Origin of the sequence: Moorella mulderi DSM 14980 (genome assembly GCF_001594015.1) — a bacterium.
Taxonomy (GTDB): Bacteria; Bacillota; DSM-521; order Neomoorellales; family Neomoorellaceae; genus Neomoorella; species Neomoorella mulderi.
Window position 1 is genome coordinate 46,126 of the sequence record NZ_LTBC01000006.1, and the last position, 21,896, is coordinate 68,021.

A 21,896-nucleotide genomic window follows, 5' to 3' on the forward strand; every position below is an offset into this window, starting at 1 on the left:
CTGGCACTGTCTTGCTCACATCTCACTTCCCACTTCTTGCATACGGCGTTCCTTCCAGGGGCAGGCTCAGGCGTAATTTGCCGTCGCGGCGGTAGTAGGCGCCGGCGACGGCCGCCGCCGTGGGAATGGTCGCCAGCTCGCCAATGCCCTTGGCGCCGTAGGCATAGGGAGTACCGCCCTTTTCTATCAAATGCACCTCCATCTGCGGTACCTGGTGACTGCGCAGGAGTCCCAGCCTGCCTAGGGTCTGGCGTACAGGTATTCCATCCTGTACCGGGAAGTCTTCCGTCAGGGCATAACCCAGGCCCATGACAATGCCCCCTTCAATCTGGCCCTCCAGGTTTAAGGGGTTAATGGCCCGGCCCACATCATAGGCAGCCACTACTTTCGCCACCCGGCCCTCCTCATCCAGGATGGCTACCTGCGTGGCATAGCTGTAGCCGACATGGGTTACAGGGTGCTCCTTGTTGGAATTAAGAGGATCGGTGGCGCCGTAGAATTCCCCCTGGAAAACCCGGCCTTCCAGGCCGGCAAGGGTACGGCCTTTCAAGGCTGCCGCCAGGTCCGCCGCCGCCCGGCGGGTTGCTTCCCCGGTAAAGAGGCTCTGGCGGGAAGCCGTGGTGCAGCCGGCGTCGGGAGTCCGGGCCGTATCGGCAAGGACGCAATCAATGAGCGCTGCCGGCAGTCCGGTAGTCTCGGCGACAATCTGGATGAGGACCGCCTCCATCCCCTGACCCATGCAGGCCGCACCGGAGTAGATTTTTACCCGTCCCCCGCTGACTGCCAGCCTGGCCCGGCCGACATCCCGGGTACCAACGCCGAGGCCGACATTTTTAAAACCGCAGGCAATGCCGGCGCAAGGGCTGCTTTCAAAGGCTTCCTTGACAGCCAGGAGGGTATCTTTCAGGCCGATGTCGGCACTGACTACCTGCCTGGTGCCCAGGGTGTCGCCCGGTTCCAGGGCGTTCTGCCAGCGGATCTGCCAGGGGGAAAGTCCGGTAGCGGTTGCCAGGAGGTTCAGCTGGCTCTCCATAGCAAAGTTGGACTGGGGCACCCCAAAACCGCGGAAGGCCCCGGCCGGCGGGTTATTGGTATAGACGGCCCGGCCACGGATGGTCACGTTGGGGATACGGTAGGGGCCGGTAGCGTGGGTGCAGGCCCGCTCCAGCACTTGGGCCCCCAGGGAAGCATAGGCGCCGGTATCGGCCACCAGGTCGGCCACCAAGGCTACCAGGTTACCTTCCGCGTCACAGCCGGTGGTCATGGTAATGGTCATGGCATGACGCTTGGGGTGGCAGAGGATGCTTTCCCGCCGGGTCCAGGTGAGCTTCACCGGTTTCTGCGTTGCCCAGGCCAGCAGGGCGGCATGGTGCTGGACGCTCAGGTCCTCTTTGCCGCCAAAAGCGCCGCCAACACACTTGTTGACCACCCGTACCTTTTCCGGCGGTAAATTCAGGAGAGAAACCAGCTGGGTATGGATCTCGTAAACGCCCTGGGTGCTGGTGTATATCGTCAGGCCGCTGTCTTCCGGTACTGCCACGGCGCTCTCCGGCTCCAGGAAGGCGTGTTCCGTAAAGGGCGTGGTATAAGTATTGGTTACCACGTGGGCGCAGGACTTTAAGGCTGCCTCAGCGTCACCTTTTTTGATCACCGTTTCGCTTAATAAATTACCTTTGGGGTGCAGGGCCGGCGCCCCCGGCGCCAGGGAGTCTTGGGGCGAAGTCAGGGGGGGCAATTCTTCATAATCAACTTTAATATAGTCCAGTGCCGCCCGGGCTTCCCGGCTGCTTCTGGCCGCCACCAGGGCCAGGGCATCGCCGGCATAGCGGGTTTCCTCACCTACCGCCACCAGTGCCGGCCAGTCTTTAAAGATATGCCCCTGATAGCGTTCTCCCGGGATATCGCCGGCGGTGAGGACGGCCACTACCCCGGGCTGTTCCTTAGCTGCTGTGACATCAATGGCCTTGACCTTCGCCCGGGCACAGGGCAGGCGAAAAACGGCGCCGTAAAGCATGCCGGGCACCTGCATGTCATCGACAAAGACGGCTTCCCCCAGGACCTTGGCCGGGGCATCGGGCCGGAAAAAGGCTTTACCCATACCGGCCGGGTCACCTGCCCGGGGCTCAATCTCGCCCCTTAAAGCGCGGCCGGCCAGGCGTACGGCGGTAATAATCTTCTGGTAACCGGTGCAACGGCAGAGGTGGGCCTTGAAGGCCTGGCGGATTTCATCTTCACCCGGCTCCGGCTGCCGGTCGAGGAGGGCTTTGGCTTCCATGACCATCCCCGGCGTGCAAAAGCCGCACTGCACGGCCCCGGCCGCCGTAAAGGCGAAAGTATAAATCTCCTTTTCCCGCGGGCTCAAGCCCTCGACGGTAATGATCTCCTGCCCGGCGGCCCTGGCGGCCGGCGTCCGGCAGGCCCGGACCGCTTTACCTCCCAGGAGCACGGTGCAGGCGCCGCAGGTGCCCTCGCCACAGCCGTTTTTGGCTCCGGTCAATCGCAGGTCTTCCCGCAAAACTTCCAGCAGGCTAACGTCTTCAGGAACATCAACTACCCGCTGCTCCCCATTAACCAGTAGTTCCAGGCGCATGCCATTCCCCCCGTTCGGCTTTAGTTTACTGGCAGCATTTCGCCAGCAACTTTACCAGGCGCAGTTTCCCTGGCTGTGGAGCCCAGGGACTTAACGCAACTCTTTTATCTTAGCGTCGTAATACTCGATCTTGGCGTATTCATCCTCCCAGAAAGAGGGGCTCTTCATGGCGTCTAGGTATTCTCTGGTGTACCCAAAGGGCAACCAGTCTTTCTCCTTCTGCTGGAAGAGCCGTCCCTTGGCCTCCGGCCTGCGGGTGTCCAGAATATAATGGGTATGGGCCTTGAGGAAAATATCTTTAAACCAGCGTTCCAGGACAAAGTCCTCAATTTCCAGGGTCCGCCGGGCCAGGTCCTCCAGTACGGAAGGATAGCGGTCAAAACCGTCGGTGGCAACGGTCACCACATTATCGCCGGGGCCTAAACGCAGGTATTTGGCCATCTTAATGGCGCCCAGGATGTTGCAAATGCCGGAAGGACCGAAATTGTCGCGTAAGGCCAGGGCATCGGCTTCTTTGACGCCATTCTTCATCAGGACTTCGGTACCATCCTGGAAAACCTTCAAGCCGCGGACGGTATCTTCATCGTGGATGAGGACAATAAAATCCGTATTGAGGACATTGTGGATGAGGGTGCACATCTTGTCGCCGATACCCTCAATGCGGTGCTGGCCGCGGCCCCCGTTATACAGGGTAGAACACTCATAGGGTTCCAGGGCCGCCACTTTACATTCCGGGAAAGCCTTCTTAATCTGGTCGCCAGCACCCAGCGTCCCCGCCGAACCGGGAGCCGAAGTAAAGCAGGCGATACGGCCGTTACCGATACCCTGGACGGCCTCAATGGCGGCATTACCGGTAACGTGGCGGTGGAAGCGGTAGTTGGGCAGCAGTTCAAACTGGGCCAGGGCAAAGTTCCTGGGGTCCTTTTTCAGTTCATAGGTTCGCTGCAGGGTTAAAATAACGTCGGACTCCGTACCGGGAGTGAGGTCCAGGTCGCCGCCGTACTTGCGGATGCGTTCATAACGTTCCTTGCTCATGTTATCGGGCATGATGACTACCGCCCGGAAGCCCAGGAGTTTGCAGATATAGGCCACACCAATGCCGAAATTGCCCGTTGAAGGTCCCAGGATGGTATGTTCACCGGGCTTGATGACGCCGTCCACGCAGCCTTCAATCAAGGTAGCGTAGGCCGGGCCCACCTTGTGGGAGCCGGAAGGGAAGCCCCGGCCCAGGAGGACGACGATATTGGCGTCCACACCCGTTACTTCCGGGGGCAGGACCATTTTCCGCACCTGGTTGTTTTCGTCTTTCCAGGTAATGTTGAAGAGGTTAATGGGGTCCAGCTCATTCTCCTTGAGGGCTTTTAAAGCCCGCTGCCTTATTGCCGGGTCAATTTGCGAAGGGTCGCACATCTCCGTGAAGGTCGGGCCAAAGGGAATCTTACCCGCCATATGGATCCCTCCAGTTAAATGTAATATTACTGAGTGCAAAAAACTTCACTCACACTTATGGTATAGTTCGACGTGGAAAAAATAAACCCTCCTTTTATTGCTAAAAAGGAGGGTTTTATTTTACCGGTTTTTATCTTTTTCAACCTCACTTAAGCAGCCCGTCCCGGTCGCGGTGGGCCAGGCGGGAGGAGGCTGCGGCGGCGATGGCAGCCACCAGGTCGTCGAGAAAGGTGTTGACCTTCTCGTTTTTCTTACTATTAACCACGCCAATGATGCCCGGCTTGACCTTGTCCAGGTAACCGAAGTTGGTAAAACCGATGGAGCCGTAAATATTAACAATGCTCAAGGCCATAACCTCGTCAATGCCGTAGAGGCCGTCATCATTACGCAGCATGGTGGCCAGGGGCTCGGCCAGTTGCCCCTTTTCAGCCAGCTCATCAATGGCTATACCGGTAAAGATGGCATTCTGGACCTCCCGCTTTTCCAGTACCCGCTCAACGCTTTCGCGGCAGGCGGCCATGGTCAGGTCATGGATATACTTTTGCTGGACTTCATATACCAGGCGGGCAATATCTTCTAATGTTACCCCCCGCCGCTCCAGCCAGGCTATGACTAGCTGCTTGAGCAACAGGGAACTGGCATATTGATTCTCCTTTGGTTGCGCCACACTCACTTCTTCTGTCCCCCTTGCAATAAGAAGTAACCCTATTCTAACATAAGTTTATTTTCCGGGGAAGAGGTGAGGTGTAATATGGCCTCCAAAACCCCGCCAGCGATGGCCCGGGCTTTATCGGAAATGGTGAAACAGTAATCCCGTTCACCGCGTGGGTCGATGTCGCCAACCTTCATTCCTCTGGTGACTTCCAACTCATCATGAAGAATCCCCCGCAGTACGCCGCTGATCCGCGCTGGTATGGGTACGCCGTCAACCATGGCCACCGTTTCGCCGGCAGTCACCGGGTCGCCGATGGCCTTGCAGCCCTTAAAGATACCATTAGCCGGCGCCCTTAAGACCCTTTCTTCGGTATAGCCCATAACTTCGCCCGGGATGCCGGTATTGGCCAGGGCTGCACCCTGCCAGATGACCCGGCCGAGATAATGGCCGCGCCTGGTTTCCACTACAGCATGAACGTCCCGCCCGGCCGTAAAACCCGGCCCCAGGGCGATGACAATGGGGGCCAGATTTATACTTGTTCCCAGGTTGGTCTTAGCCAGGATGGCATCCACGACTATTTGTGGCCGGAGGGCCGTAATAACCCCGGCCGGGGGATCAACCAGGACGGCAATTTCTCCCTGCAGGGCTTTCGTCAGGGCCTCCTCCGGGCCAGCCACCAGGCGGGCGGTAACCCCCTCTACAGTAATGGCGCCGGTATAAACCGCTTCCGCAAAGGCCACGGCCCGGCGGATTACCGTGGGCCGGGCTATCTCTGTCATGATTACCGGAAAACCTGCTTGATGGAGACGGTGGGCCACACCGCTGGCCAGGTCCCCCGCCCCTCTGATGACTACCAGATTCCGCACTTTCCTTCCCCTCCCCTGGTTAAACAATTAATTACCGCTCTGGTGCAGCCAGGCCTGGTAATCGGTGTGGGTATCGATATCTTTTAAAATTCCCGGGCAGTCAACTTCCACCGTTAAAACTTCCTCCGGGTGAGCCCGGATAATCTCCCTGGCTCCCACATCCCCCTGCAAGGCCAGGATCTGCGGCCAGAGGTCGCGGTCAATGAGGACCGGATTGCCCCGCCGTCCCTGGTAAACGGGAACAATAATTTTTTTCCCTTCCTGCCGGTAAGCTCCGGCCAGCCTGGTTATGACGTCCGGGGTGACTCCCGGCTGGTCGGCCAGGACAAAAAGGGCGGCCCGGCTTTCCGGCCCGAGGGCAGCTAGCCCGGCCTGCAGGGAGGTGCTGAGGCCCCGGCGGTAGCCGGGGTTGTAAGCTATATCGGCCGCTAAACCCTCCAGGGCGGCAGCAACCCTGCCGGCCTCATGACCCAGGACCACGACGACATTCCCCGGCACGGCTGCCAGGGCTGTTGTCACCACCCGGCGTACCATGGGCTGGCCGGCGATGGATAGTAGTTGCTTGTCACCGCCATAACGCTCCCCGGCCCCGGCGGCCAGGACAATAGCTCCCACCGGTCCGGGCCGGACTGCCTGTCTAAGGAGTACCTGGCGCACCGGTGCCGGGGTGGCCACCGCGCCCAGGACAACCTTCTCGCCTCCGGCGGCGAGAATAGCCCCGGCCACGGACCTGCCCGCCCGCAGCAGTTCATAATCTTCAGCCTGGTTTAACAAAACCACCCACCGCGCCGCCGGCGGCACCCCCTTGCGCCCGCCGCGAGGATGGGCCAGGACCCGGGCCACATCATGCGCTGTCACCAGGGAGCCTTCTTCTCGTCCCAGCAACCCGGCCGCCAGCCGGGGGCGGTGGACAAAGGGGGCGGCCAGGGGCCGCCCCAGCACCGGCAGGCCGGCTACCGTCACTACCAGGGTTGTCACCGGCGGGATGACCGGTTCATGGGCCGCCGGGGCCTTGATGAGGGCTCCCGCCGCTCCATCGCCCTCGAGGAGGAGGTAATCAATATCCAGTTCTGCCAGCGCAGTTACGCCTGCCGCGTCCAGGCCCGTAACCTTGCCCTGGTCAGTAACCCCAGACCCGCAGGTGACCAGATTCCCCCTTTTTAGACCGGCTGCCACACCTGCTGCCAGGCTGGCGGTATCGCTGGTAATAACCGGTTCCGCCAGTTGCCGGAGCTGGCTTAAAAGCATTTTTGTGGTCGGGGCAACAACCACCCGTCGCCCCATGGCTGCCAGTTCGCGGGCCAGACAAATAAGGGCCGAGGTTTTACCCCCTGCCCCGACAACAGTGATGATCTCTTTGGCCTGCACCCCCAGGGCCTGGTATAAGCGCATCTAAAAATCCCCCGAAAACAGCACTTTTCATAACCCGGTATTTTACATAATACACCGGTAAGGGCGCCAGCCCCCATAAGGGACTCTAGAACTGGGGTGGCGTAATGGCCGAAATAAAGACCAGGTCTTCGTTACCGGCACTCCACAGCTTGTGGGGGATGGAGGCGTAATAGTAGATGCTATCCCCCGCTTCCAGCCGGTAGACTTCCCCGCCGATGTCGATTTCCATAATCCCCTCGAGGACGACAATGCATTCTTCCCCCGGGTGTGCCAGGGGCTCGTCACAGCTGGCCGCTCCCGGCTCCAGGCGGGCCATCATCACTTCCATCTTACGGTTTAAATCCGGTGACAATAGCTCATAGGTCAAATGGGACTGGGGAAAGCGCAGCACCTTCCGCTGGTCTTTACGGACTACCGGACTGTGGTCTTCATGATTTAACAAGAAATAAAAAATGGGGATATCCAGCGCCTCGGCGATTTTGCGTAAAGAAGTAATGGAGGGATCGGCCAGGTCCCGTTCCACCTGGCTTAAAAAACTGGAAGTGAGGCCCGTCTTTTCCGCTACATCCTTGAGGCTCATGCCCCGCTCCCGGCGTAAGTTGCGTATCTTTTCTCCAAGCACTCTTTACCCTCCCAATGGTTCAATAAATACATCCATAATCCCGCCACAGACCATACCTTCGTCTGCAGCTGTGTCGGCCGTCAGGTCCAGGTGATATATTTCCGGCTCACCCTTTTGCAGGACCAGCAAAGCCCGTTGGCGAACGGCCGCTTCGGCACAACCACCGCCAATGGTCCCCAGGGTTTGGCCCCCGGCGGTAACCAGCATCTGGGTCCCGGCTTCCCGGGGCGCCGAACCCTTGACCTGGATTATAGTCGCCAGGGCACACGGCTCTCCTTGCTCCATTAATCTAACCGCCCCTTGAACAAGCTCCCGGTCCATCTTGTTAGCTCCCCCGCTTAAGGCAACTGAAATCATTAAGTATTTATTACAACATATTTAACTCTTTTTCCTTCTTCACTGGCGATCTTTATCCTTATTTTTCGCTGCCAAAAAATAACCGCCGGCTCTTAAAGAGGGGCGGTAGATTTAAGCTCCACGCCGGTAAACCCGGATAATCTCCGCCAGGATACTGACGGCAATCTCCGCCGGCGTTTCAGCACCGATGTCCAGGCCGATGGGGGCATGAATTCGCTCCAGGGCCGCTTCGCGTACCCCCTCGGCCAGCAGGCGCTCTTTTACCCCCTGGACGCGCCGCCGGCTGCCGATCATGCCGATATAGGCCGCCGGGGAGTCGATTACGGCACGCAGGCAGTCATAATCATGGCGGTGACCCCGGGTGACGATAACGATAAAAGTGGCGGCAGTGATCTTGATATCCTGCAGGGCCGCCGTAAAATTATTACAAATAATTCTATCGGCTGTTGGGAAAAGGGCTTGATTGGCAAAGTCCGGACGGTCGTCAATTACGGTTACCAGGTAACCGGCCAGTTTGGCCACTGCAGCAACCTGCTGGCCCACATGGCCGCCCCCTAGGACGATAACTTCCGGTTCGGGGAGCACCGGTTCCAGAAAAAGGGTAACGCTGCCCTCATCCAACTCTATGGTATCCAACCGGGGCCGGCGCCCGGCTAAAACCTCCCTGGCCCGTTCAGCTACAGCGGCTTCCAGATTTGCTGATCCCAGGCTGCCGTAATGACCCTCCGGAGTCCATAGGAAACGGTTGCCAGGTGCCACTCCCGGCAGGCCTGCTTCTGCTTTGACTACTAGAGCGGCTACCCCCGGCTGCTGTCCCTCCAGGGCCGCCAGCAATTGCCGGAAAAAGGCCAGTTTATCCATGGCTGCTCTCCTTCCTCCGTCAACCCAGACTTTTTGCAGGCCTCTTAACCTGACTCCCAAAACATTTCCCACTTACCGGGTGGACCATGGTCAGCCTTCATGAGAGAGGCGGCCGCAACCATCGGCCGCTGCCAAATTGCCTTCCAGGCAAAAATCTACAAACTCCGCCATGGTATTTACGACGGCGGCCGGACGGGCGGCCAGCAGGCGTTCCCGGGGGATCCTGCTCCACCCCGCTGCCACGCTCGTTACCCCACCCGCCCTTGCTGCCATAATATCGTGGGGGCTGTCGCCGATCATTGCTACTTCAGCTGGAGCAAGCTGTAATAGCTCAAGGCCGCGCCGGACGGGCTCCGGACCCGGCTTGTGGCTGCGCACGTCTTCCATGGTAACCACTACCGGGAAAAAATCTTCCAGGTCAAAAAGGCGCAGGCCATAAAGGGTGGTATCCCGCACGCGGGAAGTAACGATACCGAGCTTGATACCTGCTGCCAGAAGCTGCTCCAAGCCTTCCCGCACCCCCGGGCAGGGCTGCACCAGGGTGTCGAAATGTTCCTCACTGAAGCGGCGGTAAATGGGGAGCATCTCTTCTACCAGATCGGGTTTACCGGGTACAAAGGCGCTCAAGCCGTCCCGCAGGGGGATGCCAAAATAAGGGTAAATCTCTTCCGGGGCTACCTTCCGGCCCAGGTATGGCGCCAGGGTATGCTGGAAGGACTTGATCACCAGTTCGGAGGTATCCACCAGGGTGCCGTCAAAATCAAAGAGTACGCCGGCGAACAAAACCCTACCCCCTTACAGCCGTTCCTTCAGCAGCCGGTTCACCAGGCCGGGGTTGGCCTTGCCCCTGGTGGCCTTCATCACCTGGCCCACCAGGAATCCCAGGGCCTTGTCTTTGCCGTTGCGGTAATCCTCAACCACACCCGGGTTGGCGGCCAGGACTTCCTCGACAATCTGCGTCAGGGCGGCCGCATCGCTGATCTGGACCAGGCCCTTTTCCTCGACTATCTGGCGCGCCCCTTTACCGGTGGCAAACATCTCTTCCAGGACCTGCTTGGCAATCTTGCCGCTGATGGTCCCTTCCTTTTGCAGTTGCAAGAGACTCGCCATTTCTTCCGGCGGTACGGGAGATTGTCCCGGTTCCAGGTTACCGGCATTCAAGAGACGTAAAAAATCGCCCATGATCCAGTTGCTGACGGTCTTGGCGTCGGGATAGAGGGCCACCACCCGGTCAAAATAATCGGCGAGATCCCGCGAGCTGGTAATCACCCCGGCATCGTAGGCCGGCAGGCCATAATCGTCAATCAAGCGGCGGCAGCGGGCGTCGGGCAGCTCTGGCAGTTCCCTGCGCACCCGCTCGATCCAGGCGGCGTCAATCTCTAAAGGTACCAGGTCGGGGTCAGGGAAATAGCGGTAATCCTGGGCTTCTTCCTTGGTGCGCATGACATACGTCACGCCACGGTTCTCATCCCAGGCCATGGTAGCCTGCTCGACCCGGCCGCCGCTTTCCAGGATGGCAACCTGGCGCTCAATCTCATACTCCAGGGCCCGCTGCAAGGAGCGGAAAGAGTTCAGATTCTTCACTTCCGTCTTAGTACCGAAGGACTGGCTGCCCCGGGGCCGTACCGATACATTGGCATCACAGCGTAACGACCCTTCCTCCATCTTGCAGTCGGACACGTCCAGGTATTGGAGAATGGTTCGCAATTTTTCCATGTAGGCCCGGGCTTCGGCCGGCGAGCGCAGGTCCGGCTCGGAGACGATCTCCAGCAGGGGTACCCCCGTCCGGTTGTAGTCCACCAGGGAATAGCCCCCATCGGGACCGTCGACGTGGATCAGCTTGCCGGCGTCTTCTTCCATATGCACCCTGGTGATGCCGATAACCCGTTCTTCGCCGTCAACGGTAATCTTTAAATGACCCCCCCTGGCCAGGGGCAGGTCGTACTGGGATATCTGGTAGTTTTTGGGTAGATCCGGGTAATAGTAATTCTTGCGGTCAAACTTGCAGAACGGCGCCACCTGGCAGTTCAGCGCCAGGGCCGTCTTTAGCCCGAACTCCACCACCTGCCGGTTAATGACCGGCAGTACCCCCGGCAGACCCAGGCAGACGGGGCAGACATGGGTGTTGGGTTCACCGCCGAAGGCCGTGGTACAGCCACAGAAAGCCTTGGCATTGGTTTTCAGCTCCACATGGACTTCCAGGCCAATTACTGCTTCGTATTCCACTTTAAGCCACTCCCAGCTCCGGCCGCCGCCGGTGATATTCGGTAGCTTGTTCAAAGGCGTAAGCTGCCCGCAGCAGGGTTGCCTCATCAAAGGCTTTACCGATCAATTGCAGGCCAACTGGCAGGCCCTGGCTAAAGCCGCAGGGGATGGAGAGGGCCGGCAGCCCGGCCATATTAACAGGAATAGTGCAGAGGTCAGACATATACATAGCCAGGGGATCCCCTGCTTTTTCCCCTAAACGGAAGGCGACTGTAGGCGATGTCGGTGTTGCCAGCAGGTCGTATTTGCTAAAGGCAGCTTCGAAATCCCGGCGAATAAGGGTCCTTACCTTCAGGGCTTTCAGGTAATAAGCGTCGTAGTAGCCCGAACTCAAGGCGTAGGTGCCCAGCATGATGCGCCGCTTTACCTCCGGTCCAAAGCCCTGGCTCCTGGTGTTCATATACATTTCTATGATGTCTTTGCCCGGCACCCGCAGACCGTAACTGACGCCGTCATAACGGGCCAGGTTGGAGGAAGCCTCCGCCGGGGCCACCAGGTAATAGGCCGGCAGGGCGTATTCCGTATGGGGCAGGGAAGTCTCTTCGCAGATAGCCCCCATTTCCTCAAGTTTGGCAATGGCCCGGCGGACAACCGTCTCTACCTCCGGTTCTATACCGGCGCCGAAATACTCCCGCGGTACACCTATTTTTAAGCCTTTAATTTCAGGTTGCAGGGCCGCCCGGTAATCAGGTACCGGCAGGTCGGCCGAGGTGGAATCAGAGGGATCATGACCGGCAATGACCCCCAGGACCAGGGCGCAATCGGTGACATCCCGGGTGATGGGGCCGATCTGGTCCAGGGATGAGGCGAAGGCCACCAGGCCATAGCGCGACACCCGGCCATAGGTCGGTTTCATACCGACGACGCCGCAAAAGGAAGCCGGCTGGCGGATGGAACCGCCGGTATCGGACCCGAGGGCATAACAGGCCTCCCCGGCGGCCACGGCCGCTACCGAACCGCCGCTGGACCCGCCCGGTACCCGTTCCAGGTCCCAGGGATTACGGGTCGGGAAAAAGCTGGAGTTTTCCGTGGAGGAACCCATGGCAAATTCGTCCATATTGAGCTTGCCCAGTATTACCGCCCCGGCCTCTTTAAGGCGCCGGACCACGGTAGCGTCATAGGGCGGCACCCATCCGGCCAGCATCTGGGAAGCACAGGTTGTCCGTACTCCTCCCGTGCAGAGGTTGTCCTTTAAGGCCATGGGCACGCCGGCCAGGGGCCCCGGTTCCTCCCCCCGGGCGCGGGCCGCGTCAACGGCTTTAGCCTGCTCCAGGGCCTCTTCGGCCGTCCGGGTTAGATAAGCCTGCACCCGGCCATCGACGGCCTTGATGCGCTCGATAATGGCTTCGGTAACCTCTACGGCGCTGACCTCGCGGCGCTGTAAAAGATCGCCCAGTTCATGGGCGGTTAAATAGTGTAAATCCATCGCCTTAACCTCCCGGTCTAAACTACCCGCGGCACTTTAAACTGCCCTTCACTGGCTGCCGGTGCCCCGGCCAGGGCCTTCTCCCGGGGTAGACCGGGCCGCGCTACGTCATCGCGGAAAACATTGCGCAGGGGCAACACGTGGGCCGTGGGCTCCACGTCCGTGGTGTCCAAGGCGTTCAATTTATCCATATATTCCAGGATTGCGTTGAGTTGCCCGGTATAGGCCGCCTTTTCCTCCGGGGTAAGCTTCAGGCGGGCCAGCAGGGCGACATGTTCTACCTCGGCTGTCGTAATAGGCATAAATTACAACCACCTTTTCTAGGTATACTTTCTGCCTAATTATAGCAAAAGGGTGGGCTACCGGCAACGTTTCCCGGGGTAACCCCGGTCATATAAATCTTCTCGCCCCCAGGTCCGTTTTCCTTCAACCGGGCCCTGTTTGATTCGTATCTGGATAAATCTTTTTTCTTCAACCCAGGCCCTGGTATCCCAGGGCTCACCTTGATGGGTATTACCTGGTTTTTCAAGTGTCATCAGTTAGATCTCCCTGCCCCTTTACCTAACGCCAGGTGAAATGGGCGCCCCCGAAAAGGATGCCTGCAATAAGCAACAAGCGCAGGGCTTGCCAGAAGGTAATCCTTTTCAAGTTAAATACTTCGGGCATGGTGATGTTCCAGAGCCACTGGAACAAGCCGGTTACGGCGAAAAACAGGGCCACCAGGAAAGGTAATACGGCAAAAATCCTTACCGGTAACATTTTATCAACCCCCAATCTTTAGGCCAATCGTTACTGGCGCAGTAGTTGCTTTAACCCGTCCACGTCAATTACAGGCACCCCCAGTTCCCGGGCGCGGGTGTACTTGGAACCCGGCTTTTCGCCAACAACCACATAATCGGTCTTTTTGCTCACGCTGCTGCTGACCTTGCCCCCGGCGCGGGTAATCAGCTCTTCTGCCTCCTGGCGGGTAAGGCCCGGCAGGGTGCCGGTGATGACAAAAGTCTTGCCGCTTAAAGGCCCGGCCGGAGCCGCCGCTCTTTCAGCTTCCATCCGTACCCCGGCTTTTTTCAGCTTTTCCAGGACGGCCAGATTTCTCGGTTCGGCAAAAAATTCCCGGATACTCTCAGCAATACGCGGGCCTATATCGGGCAGGGAGGTCAATTCCTCCTCTGAGGCCGCGATTAGCTTCTCCAGGGAGCCGAAGTGGCTGGCCAGGGTCCGCGCCGCCCGCTCGCCCACATGGCGAATGCCCAGGCCGAAAAGCAGGCGTTCCAGGGGCCTGTCCTTGGCTGCGGCAATGGCCGCAATGAGGTTGCTGGCCGACTGCTCGCCAAAGCGCTCCAGTTTTAACAGGTCTTCCTTTTGCAAGTAGTAGAGGTCGGCCGCATCACGGATGAGGCCGGCCTCCAGGAGCTGGGCGACGATGGCCGGCCCCAGGCCCTGGATGTCCATGGCCCCACGGGAGGCAAAGTGAATGATCCCTTCCAGGACCTGGGCCGGGCAGGCCAGGCCCCCGGTGCAGCGGTGGGCCGCTTCTCCCGGCGGGCGGACTACTGCCGCGCCGCAGGCCGGGCACTTCTCCGGCATGTTAAAAACCTCTTCCGCTCCGGTACGATGTTCGGGCAGGACCTCCACCACTTCCGGAATGATGTCGCCGGCCTTCTGGATAACCACCGTGTCGCCGATGCGGATGTCCTTTTCCTGGATGTAGTCTTCATTATGCAAGGTAGCCCGGCTGACGGTAGTCCCGGCCAGGCGCACCGGCGTTAAGATAGCCGTTGGGGTCAGGACTCCCGTGCGCCCTACCCGGAGGATAATCCCCTCCACCCGGGTCGTCGCCTGCTCGGCCGGAAATTTATAGGCCACGGCCCAGCGCGGCGCTTTGGCCGTCGCTCCCAGGACAGGGTACAGGGCCAGGTCATTAACCTTGATCACCAGGCCGTCAATCTCATAGGGTAATGCTGCGCGGCGCTCCGCCGTCCAGTTTTTAATTTCTGCCAGCACGGCCCGGATGTCGGGGGCCAGGAAACGGTAGGGGTTGACGGGCAGGCCCAGTCCGGCCATCAACTCCAGAGCTTCTGCCTGGGTAGTAACATGTGCCCCGGTGACGCTGATCACCTGGTAGACAAAAAGGCTTAAGCTGCGGCCGGCCGTTACTTTTGGATCCAGCTGGCGCAAAGACCCGGCGGCAGCATTGCGGGGATTGGCGAAGAGGGGCTCGCCGGCCTCTTCCCGTTCGGCGTTCAGGCGGGCAAAGGCTGCCTTGGGCATGTAAACTTCCCCCCGCACTACCAGGTGGGGCAGGGGTTGCCGTAAACGCAGGGGCAGCACAGGGATGGTCCGGAGATTCGCCGTAACTTCTTCCCCTACCTGGCCGTCACCGCGGGTAGCCCCCAGGCTAAAAGCCCCGTCAATATAGGTGAGGGCCACCGTCAGGCCGTCTATTTTGGGCTCGATAAGGTAGGATACCTCGCCGCCCGTTATTTCCCGCACGCGGCGGTCGAAATCCAGCAAATCGCCCTCATTAAAGGCGTCATTTAAACTTAATAAAACTTCGGGGTGCCGGACGGGATTGAAGTCCTCCCGGGGCGCGCCGCCTACCCGCTGGCTGGGGGAATCCGGCGTCAGGAGTTCCGGGTAGGCCTCTTCCAGGGCTATTAATTCCTGCATCAGGGCATCGTATTCCCGGTCGCTGATCACCGGCTGGTCGAGGACATAGTAGCGGTAATTGTGTTCTTCGATCAGGCGCCGCAGTTCTTCAACCCTCTGCCGGGCTGTTTGGAAATCCATTTATTACCTTCCTCCAAAAAAACATATCGCATCTCTTCTTAGTCAGGCTTTGTTTTTGGATCGCATCAAAGCCCATGCTGAGCAACCTATGGCTCAGCCGTGGGCTTAAGGCGGGGTTCCCGGCCCATTCGGCATCACAAGCCTTCCGAGGCCGGCCTTTAGTCCCGCTGTCCTCGGCCCCACCCTCGCTCCTCGGCTTCGCCAAGTCCGCTTACCGCTCGGGCCAAGTCGCTCGCTCCAAACAAAAGCCAGACCTTGAACAATATAGTGTCTTATACCTTCCTAACGGGAGCATACCGGACCATGAGTTGCTTGATACCTCTTTCGGGGAAGGCAACGCTGATAACAGTATCCTCACCTTCGCCACTGATTTTTACAACAACCCCGAGGCCAAAACTATTATGCTGGACTTTATCCCCCAGTTGCCAGTCAAACTGGACCCCGCGAGCTATCCCGGTCCCGGGCCGGCCCTGCTGGCGGCCGGTGATACCGCCCCCGGAAGCTGGGAGGCCGGCCTGCCCATCCCGGGCGATTAAATCAGGCGGTATTTCCTCCAGGAAACGGGAAGGAGGGTTGCTCATGGTATTGCCGTAAAGGTTGCGGGTCCAGGCATGGGTAAGGTAGAGGACTTCCTTCGCCCTGGTCATGCCCACATAGCAGAGGCGGCGTTCTTCTTCCATCTCCTCCGGGTCTTCCAGGGAGCGAAAATGGGGGAAGACCCCTTCTTCCAGGCCCGCCAGGAAGACCACCGGGAACTCCAGGCCCTTGGCCGTATGCATGGTCATAAAGACCACGGCGTTACCGCCGCTGTAGGTATCGCTTTCAGCCACCAGGGCCACCTGGGCCAGGAAATCGGCCAGCTCAGGCTTCTCACTACCTTGGTCATAATTCCTGGTAACCGTCAGGAACTCCTTTAAGTTTTCCAGCCGCGCCTGGGCTTCCGGCGTTTTTTCCGCTTCTAACTCGGCCTGGTAACCGGTTTCCCGCAAAATGGCGGTCACCATGGCCGTTATTGTTAAGTTTTCCTGTTGTTGCCGTAGGTTATCCAGCAAGATTATCATTTCCTGCAGGGCTTGCCGGCCTTTAGCGGGAATACCGGGGATGTTTTCCACCTGTTGTAAAGCCCGGTAAAGACCCAGGCTGCTGCTAGCAGCGAAAGCCTCCAGCCGGGCCAGGGAGGTTTCGCCAATGCCCCGCCGCGGGACATTGATAATCCTTAAGAGGCTCGTGGCGTCATCAGGGTTGGCTATCACCCTTAAGTAGGCCAGGATGTCCTTGATCTCTTTCCGCTGGTAGAATTTCAGGCCGCCGACGATTTCATAGGGAATACCCGCCTGGAGGAAAGCCTCTTCCAAAGCCCGCGACTGGGCATGGGTACGGTAGAGGACGGCAAAATCGCTGAAGGGCCGGCTTTCCTGGCTGTGGCGGCGGTAAATTTCAGCAGCAATATAATTACCTTCATCGCGTTCATCATTGGCGCTGTAGAGGTGCAGCAGTTCCCCTTCCCGCCGCCGCGTCCAGAGGCGCTTTTCCTTGCGGCCCACATTATGCTGGATAACGGCATTGGCCGCCTTGAGGATGGGCTGGGTGGAGCGGTAATTCTCCTCCAGGAGAATTACCCGGGCATTGGGAAAATCCTCTTCAAAGGCCAGGATATTGCCGATGTCAGCCCCGCGCCAGCCGTAAATGCCCTGGTCCGGGTCGCCGACGACGCAGAGGTTTTCACCATTGCCGGCCAGCAGGCGCACCAGGACATACTGGGCATGGTTGGTATCCTGGTACTCGTCCACCAGGATATGCTGCCAGCGCTGCTGGTAGTAGCGTAAAATCAGGGGGTTATTCTGCCATAAGGCCACCGTCTGCATGATGAGGTCATCAAAATCCATGGCATTAGCGGCTTTAAGCCGCTCCTGGTAGCGGCGGTAGATAGTGCCCTGCTGCTGTTCTTTTACAGTTGCGCTCCAGCCGAGGTATTGTTCGGGTGTGTGCAAGGAGTTTTTAGCATTGCTGATAACATGGGCTACCGAGCGGGGCGGGAACTTTTTCTCATCCAGGTTTAATTCCTTTAAAACCTCGCGAATGACAGCCTGCTGGTCGTCGGTGTCGTAAATGGTGAAATTGGGCCGGTAACCCAGCAAGTGGGCATCCCGCCTTAAAATGCGAACACAGGCCGAGTGGAAGGTGCTGACCTGGAGGCGCCGGGCTGCGTTACCCACCAGCCCCTCCAGGCGTTCCTTCATTTCCTGGGCCGCTTTATTGGTAAAGGTCACCGCCAGGATATTTTCCGGCGCCACCCCTTCCTGGATCAGGGAGGCCACCCGGTAGGTCAAAACCCTGGTTTTGCCGCTCCCGGCACCGGCCAGGACCAGCAAAGGCGCACCGCGATGGCTGACGGCTTCTTGCTGGGGCTTGTTAAGTAAAGTCATAAAGTCTGCCAAGATCTTCACACTCCTAAACATTACTTATATTCGCCCCGATAGATAAAAAACCTGCTACGCGGTTCTCTTCTTTCTCTCCATCCAGGAAAGGGCTGCATATAATGCAGCAGGTAAAGTATATGTGAGGTGAACAAGGTGTTCAATAGGGACGCAGAGAAGCAAATAATCCGCTTGCAGGCTCCTCAGCAAGAGAAAGGAATTGCGGCCGCCCTGGCCGGCCTGGAAGAAGATTACCAGGAAGGTGAGAAAAATGCCAGCGGCTCCGGCCTGCTGGCAGACAGTACCCCTGAACCCGCAGAAGATGCCCCGCCCGGCCTATCGCCAGCCCAGGGCCAGAACCAGCCCCTGACCCTGGCCGCCCACACCCAGGCCCTCTTCCGGGAAGCTATTTTAAACGGCAGCGTTAACCAGGTGCTGGACGAGTTGCGGATCTGGATCGAAAAAATCCGGACTTTCTTGCTCTACGCCGATACCGGTATCGAGACGGCCGGAAACATTGTTAACATCGCCAAAGGTACCCTGGAAAAGGAACTGGGCCTGTCCCCGGCCGCCGCTACCACCGGCCCCGTATCTATGCAGCTGCCGGCCTCATCCTTACAATTAGTGTGGAACCTCATCCGCACCCCGGAATTCCAGCAGTTTACCGGCCGGATGCTGGCCCAGGTCCTAAAAATGGGCCTCAACCCGCCCCCGCAAGGAGAAAGCTCTGGCTAGAGCCAGAGCTTTCTCCTCAACTCCTGGTATTCAACTTGAGTTAACCTGCTTTCTATATCCCACAGTCAACTCTTTGCCGCCCTGCCCTTATGCCCAGCCTACCAGTCCAGCAGGCGCTTTTCTCCTTCCAGGGCGCGGATGTCCGTGACGTCCTGGGTGACCTCCACCACGCCCCGGTAGCGGCCCTCAACGTCGCGCACGGCGAAATAACGAATATGAATGAAGCGGCCGTTCATGGTGAGCCAGAATTCAGCCTCATTCCTGGTACCGTCGCGGAATTCAGCCAGAATCTTCTCCACCACATGAACGCTGGCCGGGGGGTGGCAGTTCTGCACTTTACGGCCGATGATAGCCGGGCTGCGGGTAAAAATGCGGTGCTTACCGGCGGAATAATAGCGGACGTTGTCATTCTCGTCTACAAAGGTGATATCTACAGGCAAATGGGTTAAAAGGAGGTTCACCTGTTCCGGGGTCAACCTGCCGGTAGCTAACTCGATTGCCCCTGCCGGGCCTTCTTTTTCCTGCGCATCCGGGGCGGTCCCGGCCGCCTGGCGCGGCCGCCATTCGTTCCCGGGAGAAACCAGGGCGTAGCCTATTTCCTCTTCACCCCGGCGTACCTCCACCCAGTCGGAGGGTGTAAGTTTTTCCAGGGCCATGGGGAAGAGGATGCTTTCTTCCTTATTAATCATTTCCACTATAGCCGTGAGCAGTTCGTTTCCCTGGTTGATAACAGTAGCCAGATCATCTTCATCCACAGCACGGGTTACCTTTTTCAACATAGCCCGGATGTCGTCGTGGAGCTGCCACATGACCTTGGGCGGGCCGTATACTCCCCGCCGTTCCAGCAGCGGAAACAGCTGGTGCTCCTTGCGAAGGTAATGTTTGTCGATTTCCGCCAGGCGGGCCAGCTCTTTTTTAATTTCTTCCTTCCGCCGCCGGAAAACTTCCCGGCCTTCCTTATCTGCCGTCTTAATTTCCCCCAGGAGCTTCTTCAGGGCCTCCACCACGCCGCGTATGGCCTCGTTCTCCAGGCGGAAGGTGTGGACGGGGTGGCCGGGCGGGGTGGGTTCAACCTGCTGTTCGGCCAGGGATTCTTTAAACAGGGCGATGTGAACATCGCATAAGCGCTTGATCTCCTCTTCCGGCATGCCCTCGGCAATAAGCCGGCTTTCCAGGGCCGCGATTTCACCCGGGCTGACGTTATGAATCAGCCTAGCAAAGCGTTGTTTCAGCTCTTCCAGGTCCTTACCGGCATGTAAATCCCGGATAATCCCCTTTAAAATTTCCTGGCGCTCTTCCCGGGCATCCAGCAGTTCACTCACGACCATTTCTCCTTTTCGCTTATTTACCTTATTTACTAAAATGTTTCCCTGGCCAAAGTCCGGGTTATGCATCTTTGCACTCAAAAAAACCCTCTTTACTTGCACGCCAGGGCCGGCGCCGGGCACTGTTGGCACTATTTTGTTATTTTATTCCTTCCTTCCCGGTGGTATAATAAACCAGTAAAAATCTCACAACAAAGTAGAGGTGAAGGAAATGGAGCCGGATAAGAAACAGGCTGACAGCAGGCCCCTTGAAGCCCGGGCGGCCGTTTTAAGCGAGCTGGTCGGTTACCAGGAGGGCTCTATCGTCAGCCGGACGATTATTGATAAAAAGACAGGTACGGTAACCCTCTTCGCCTTCGCTGCCGGCCAGGGCCTGAGCGAGCACACGGCGCCCTACGACGCCCTGGTGTACGTGCTGGACGGGGAAGTGGAAATTACCATCGCCGGCAGGCCCCTCCATGTAAAGACGGGGGAGGCCATAATCATGCCCGCCAACCAGCCCCACGCCCTGCGGGCGCTAACAAACTTCAAGATGGTCCTGACCATGATCCGGTCCTGAGAGAACCATGTAAAAAATTCCGCCATAATGACCCCCAGGGTCATTATGGCGGCTCGCTGTGGTATAATCCTCATATACCTTACTATCTATGCGGGTCGGAGTAAAGATGCAGGAGAAAAAATTTTTATCAACGCTTAAACCTATATTTGCCTCTTTACCGGATGTCGTTGCCGTATATTTATTTGGCTCATATTTAAACGAGCCTGAGCGGGCGCGGGATGTGGACCTGGCAATTCTTCTCAAAACAACGGAAAGTAGGATAACATACTACTATATGCATCTTTATTCAAAGCTGGGAGAAATTTTTTCGCCTCTTGAAGTGGATCTGCTCTTTTTAAATTGCGCGCCCGTGCCTATAGCTTTTGAAGTGATTAATACCGGCGAGGTTATTTATTGTACTGATGAGGAGCGCCGGACAGACTTTGAATACGTTATTTCCGGTTTATATCTTGACTATAATTACCATCTACACCAGGGCAGGCGGGAATTATATGAAGCAATAAGGGAGGCTTCATCCCTTGTTCAATGAGGAACTAATAGCCGCAAGGCTGGATATTATTCATAGCGCTATAAGAAGGTTGCAGCTCCTGGCACGCATGCCACGGGAACAATTCCTGCAAGACGAAGATGCTGTGGATATTGCTGAAAACAGGTTGCGCCGGGCCCTGGAAGCATTGTTTGACCTGGGCCGCCACCTGGTGGTAAAATCAGGCCTGGGCGTCCCCCAGGACTACCGGGCGATAATCGAAAAGATGAAGGACGGCAAGATGCTGCCCGCAGACTTTGCCCGCCAGATTATGGGCATGGCCGGTTACCGCAATCGCCTTGTCCATGAATATAACAAAGTGACACCGGAAGAACTATATGAAATCCTGCAAAACCGCCTGGGGGACTTTACGCTGTTCTGTCAACATATTGTGAATTACCTGGAGAAAACATCCCGGGAGAGGCACACTCCTCCTAGAGGAAAGTAATCTATTGCCGACAAGTCCATAATCATGCCCGCCAACCAGCCCCACGCCCTGCGGGCGTTAACAAACTTCAAAATGGTCCTGACCATGATCCTGTCTTGAGAGAACTAAGAGGTGGGGCCAGGAGGCAAGAGAAAAAATTTTCATCAACTCTTAAATCTATATTTGCCTCATTGCCGGATGTCGTAGCCGTATATTTATTTAGCTCATATTTAAATGAGCCTGAGCGGGCGCCGCCAGATCAAGCCCCCGACTCGGATGATACGTGGCCAGGAGAGCGGCGGCCCTGTGGGCTATGCGCACATCTACCGGTACTTGCTCGGCAAAAATACTCAAAAGTTCTTTTACCAATCAACAAAGTTCCCTTTACACTTGAAGCTGGAAGGGCAACTGGCCCCTATGGGGGAGAAAAGGTGTTGTAGTGACAATTGTCCCTATGGACCCCTTGATTTTAAAGGGTTAGTGTCAAAGTTGCGTTTCATGGCTGTTATCTTATTTTTATTTTGCCATTAATGTTTGGCAAGGGGTAGCAAGCGAAGCTGGCCTGCCCCCTGCCCCTTAGAAACACGGCTGCGAGGCTATATGTCAAGGACGGACGTAAAATAATTTTGACGTT

21 protein-coding genes are annotated in these 21,896 nt (G+C 57.7%); 4 read left to right on the forward strand and 17 right to left on the reverse strand.

Features of this window, described 5'->3' with window-relative positions; genetic code table 11:
• Positions 1-22: 22 nt before the first annotated feature.
• From xdh to pcrA, 16 genes are all read right to left on the reverse strand, one after another.
• Positions 23-2,590, reverse strand: coding sequence for a selenium-dependent xanthine dehydrogenase (xdh, locus tag MOMUL_RS08995; RefSeq protein ID WP_062284279.1), 2,568 nt, complete (start codon positions 2,588-2,590; stop codon positions 23-25).
• A gap of 90 nt (positions 2,591-2,680) precedes the next feature.
• Positions 2,681-4,039, reverse strand: a complete 1,359-nt coding sequence (locus tag MOMUL_RS09000; RefSeq protein ID WP_062284280.1) for a PLP-dependent cysteine synthase family protein — start codon at positions 4,037-4,039, stop codon at positions 2,681-2,683.
• A 145-nt stretch (positions 4,040-4,184) separates the two neighbouring features.
• Entirely contained in the window at positions 4,185-4,670 is a 486-nt protein-coding gene (locus MOMUL_RS09005) for a phosphatidylglycerophosphatase A family protein (protein ID WP_062284421.1), read from the reverse strand.
• Between the two features lie 74 nt (positions 4,671-4,744).
• Complete coding sequence (gene yqeB / locus MOMUL_RS09010; RefSeq protein ID WP_062284282.1) at positions 4,745-5,560, reverse strand: selenium-dependent molybdenum cofactor biosynthesis protein YqeB; 816 nt, start codon at positions 5,558-5,560, stop codon at positions 4,745-4,747.
• Positions 5,561-5,587: 27 nt separating this feature from the next.
• Positions 5,588-6,952, reverse strand: coding sequence for a selenium cofactor biosynthesis protein YqeC (yqeC, locus tag MOMUL_RS15780; RefSeq protein ID WP_062284284.1), 1,365 nt, complete (start codon positions 6,950-6,952; stop codon positions 5,588-5,590).
• A gap of 85 nt (positions 6,953-7,037) precedes the next feature.
• On the reverse strand, positions 7,038-7,574 hold the full coding sequence (locus MOMUL_RS09020) for a cupin domain-containing protein (RefSeq protein WP_054936676.1): 537 nt from the start codon (positions 7,572-7,574) through the stop codon (positions 7,038-7,040).
• Between the two features lie 3 nt (positions 7,575-7,577).
• Positions 7,578-7,931 carry an XdhC family protein gene (locus MOMUL_RS09025; RefSeq protein WP_236713061.1) on the reverse strand — a complete coding sequence of 118 codons (354 nt, stop codon included), beginning with the start codon at positions 7,929-7,931 and terminating at the stop codon, positions 7,578-7,580.
• Between the two features lie 111 nt (positions 7,932-8,042).
• Positions 8,043-8,792 (reverse strand): XdhC family protein, encoded by a 750-nt coding sequence (locus tag MOMUL_RS09030; RefSeq protein ID WP_062284286.1) that lies wholly within the window; start codon positions 8,790-8,792, stop codon positions 8,043-8,045.
• A gap of 90 nt (positions 8,793-8,882) precedes the next feature.
• The gene (locus MOMUL_RS09035) at positions 8,883-9,575 is read right to left on the reverse strand and encodes an HAD family hydrolase (protein ID WP_062284288.1); all 693 of its coding nucleotides are present in this window, start codon (positions 9,573-9,575) and stop codon (positions 8,883-8,885) included.
• Between the two features lie 12 nt (positions 9,576-9,587).
• Positions 9,588-11,018 carry an Asp-tRNA(Asn)/Glu-tRNA(Gln) amidotransferase subunit GatB gene (gene gatB / locus MOMUL_RS09040; protein ID WP_062284289.1) on the reverse strand — a complete coding sequence of 477 codons (1,431 nt, stop codon included), beginning with the start codon at positions 11,016-11,018 and terminating at the stop codon, positions 9,588-9,590.
• Between the two features lies 1 nt (position 11,019).
• Positions 11,020-12,483, reverse strand: coding sequence for an Asp-tRNA(Asn)/Glu-tRNA(Gln) amidotransferase subunit GatA (gene gatA, locus MOMUL_RS09045; RefSeq protein ID WP_062284291.1), 1,464 nt, complete (start codon positions 12,481-12,483; stop codon positions 11,020-11,022).
• 17 nt (positions 12,484-12,500) lie between these two features.
• The gene (gene gatC / locus MOMUL_RS09050) at positions 12,501-12,785 is read right to left on the reverse strand and encodes an Asp-tRNA(Asn)/Glu-tRNA(Gln) amidotransferase subunit GatC (protein WP_054936682.1); all 285 of its coding nucleotides are present in this window, start codon (positions 12,783-12,785) and stop codon (positions 12,501-12,503) included.
• Positions 12,786-12,842: 57 nt separating this feature from the next.
• Complete coding sequence (locus MOMUL_RS16630; RefSeq protein ID WP_161484992.1) at positions 12,843-13,019, reverse strand: hypothetical protein; 177 nt, start codon at positions 13,017-13,019, stop codon at positions 12,843-12,845.
• Between the two features lie 25 nt (positions 13,020-13,044).
• Positions 13,045-13,242 carry a hypothetical protein gene (locus MOMUL_RS09055; RefSeq protein ID WP_062284292.1) on the reverse strand — a complete coding sequence of 66 codons (198 nt, stop codon included), beginning with the start codon at positions 13,240-13,242 and terminating at the stop codon, positions 13,045-13,047.
• Positions 13,243-13,272: 30 nt separating this feature from the next.
• Positions 13,273-15,273, reverse strand: a complete 2,001-nt coding sequence (gene ligA / locus MOMUL_RS09060) for an NAD-dependent DNA ligase LigA (protein ID WP_062284294.1) — start codon at positions 15,271-15,273, stop codon at positions 13,273-13,275.
• A 272-nt stretch (positions 15,274-15,545) separates the two neighbouring features.
• Entirely contained in the window at positions 15,546-17,732 is a 2,187-nt protein-coding gene (gene pcrA / locus MOMUL_RS09065) for a DNA helicase PcrA (protein WP_062284295.1), read from the reverse strand.
• Between the two features lie 114 nt (positions 17,733-17,846).
• Between pcrA and MOMUL_RS09070 the strand changes: the two genes are divergently transcribed.
• A complete protein-coding gene (locus tag MOMUL_RS09070; RefSeq protein WP_062284297.1) occupies positions 17,847-18,425 on the forward strand; it encodes a hypothetical protein in 579 nt (192 codons plus the stop codon).
• 98 nt (positions 18,426-18,523) lie between these two features.
• Here MOMUL_RS09070 and MOMUL_RS09075 read toward each other — a convergent pair whose 3' ends face one another.
• Positions 18,524-19,747: a DUF438 domain-containing protein gene (locus MOMUL_RS09075; RefSeq protein WP_064774378.1), complete on the reverse strand. Its 1,224-nt coding sequence runs from the start codon at positions 19,745-19,747 to the stop codon at positions 18,524-18,526.
• Positions 19,748-19,961: 214 nt separating this feature from the next.
• On the opposite strand from MOMUL_RS09075, the gene MOMUL_RS09080 reads away from it, so the two are divergent.
• From MOMUL_RS09080 to hepT, 3 genes are all read left to right on the forward strand, one after another.
• Complete coding sequence (locus MOMUL_RS09080) at positions 19,962-20,309, forward strand: cupin domain-containing protein (protein WP_062284300.1); 348 nt, start codon at positions 19,962-19,964, stop codon at positions 20,307-20,309.
• 88 nt (positions 20,310-20,397) lie between these two features.
• Positions 20,398-20,838, forward strand: coding sequence for a type VII toxin-antitoxin system MntA family adenylyltransferase antitoxin (mntA, locus tag MOMUL_RS09085; protein ID WP_146127172.1), 441 nt, complete (start codon positions 20,398-20,400; stop codon positions 20,836-20,838).
• The gene (hepT, locus tag MOMUL_RS09090; RefSeq protein WP_062284303.1) at positions 20,828-21,283 is read left to right on the forward strand and encodes a type VII toxin-antitoxin system HepT family RNase toxin; all 456 of its coding nucleotides are present in this window, start codon (positions 20,828-20,830) and stop codon (positions 21,281-21,283) included. The genes mntA and hepT overlap by 11 nt, the downstream gene beginning before the upstream one ends.
• Positions 21,284-21,896 lie beyond the last annotated feature (613 nt).

Bases quoted from the DNA above. Each gene is read 5' to 3' on its own strand.
- xdh (WP_062284279.1), bottom strand. From the start codon at position 2,590: ATGCGCCTGGAACTACTGGTTAATGGGGAGCAGCGGGTAGTTGATGTT.
- MOMUL_RS09000 (WP_062284280.1), bottom strand. From the start codon at position 4,039: ATGGCGGGTAAGATTCCCTTTGGCCCGACCTTCACGGAGATGTGCGAC.
- yqeC (WP_062284284.1), bottom strand. From the start codon at position 6,952: ATGCGCTTATACCAGGCCCTGGGGGTGCAGGCCAAAGAGATCATCACT.
- MOMUL_RS09025 (WP_236713061.1), bottom strand. From the start codon at position 7,931: ATGATTTCAGTTGCCTTAAGCGGGGGAGCTAACAAGATGGACCGGGAG.
- MOMUL_RS09030 (WP_062284286.1), bottom strand. From the start codon at position 8,792: ATGGATAAACTGGCCTTTTTCCGGCAATTGCTGGCGGCCCTGGAGGGA.
- gatA (WP_062284291.1), bottom strand. From the start codon at position 12,483: ATGGATTTACACTATTTAACCGCCCATGAACTGGGCGATCTTTTACAG.
- gatC (WP_054936682.1), bottom strand. From the start codon at position 12,785: ATGCCTATTACGACAGCCGAGGTAGAACATGTCGCCCTGCTGGCCCGC.
- MOMUL_RS16630 (WP_161484992.1), bottom strand. From the start codon at position 13,019: ATGACACTTGAAAAACCAGGTAATACCCATCAAGGTGAGCCCTGGGAT.
- MOMUL_RS09055 (WP_062284292.1), bottom strand. From the start codon at position 13,242: ATGTTACCGGTAAGGATTTTTGCCGTATTACCTTTCCTGGTGGCCCTG.
- ligA (WP_062284294.1), bottom strand. From the start codon at position 15,273: ATGGATTTCCAAACAGCCCGGCAGAGGGTTGAAGAACTGCGGCGCCTG.
- pcrA (WP_062284295.1), bottom strand. From the start codon at position 17,732: ATGTTTAGGAGTGTGAAGATCTTGGCAGACTTTATGACTTTACTTAAC.
- MOMUL_RS09080 (WP_062284300.1), top strand. From the start codon at position 19,962: ATGGAGCCGGATAAGAAACAGGCTGACAGCAGGCCCCTTGAAGCCCGG.
- mntA (WP_146127172.1), top strand. From the start codon at position 20,398: ATGCGGGTCGGAGTAAAGATGCAGGAGAAAAAATTTTTATCAACGCTT.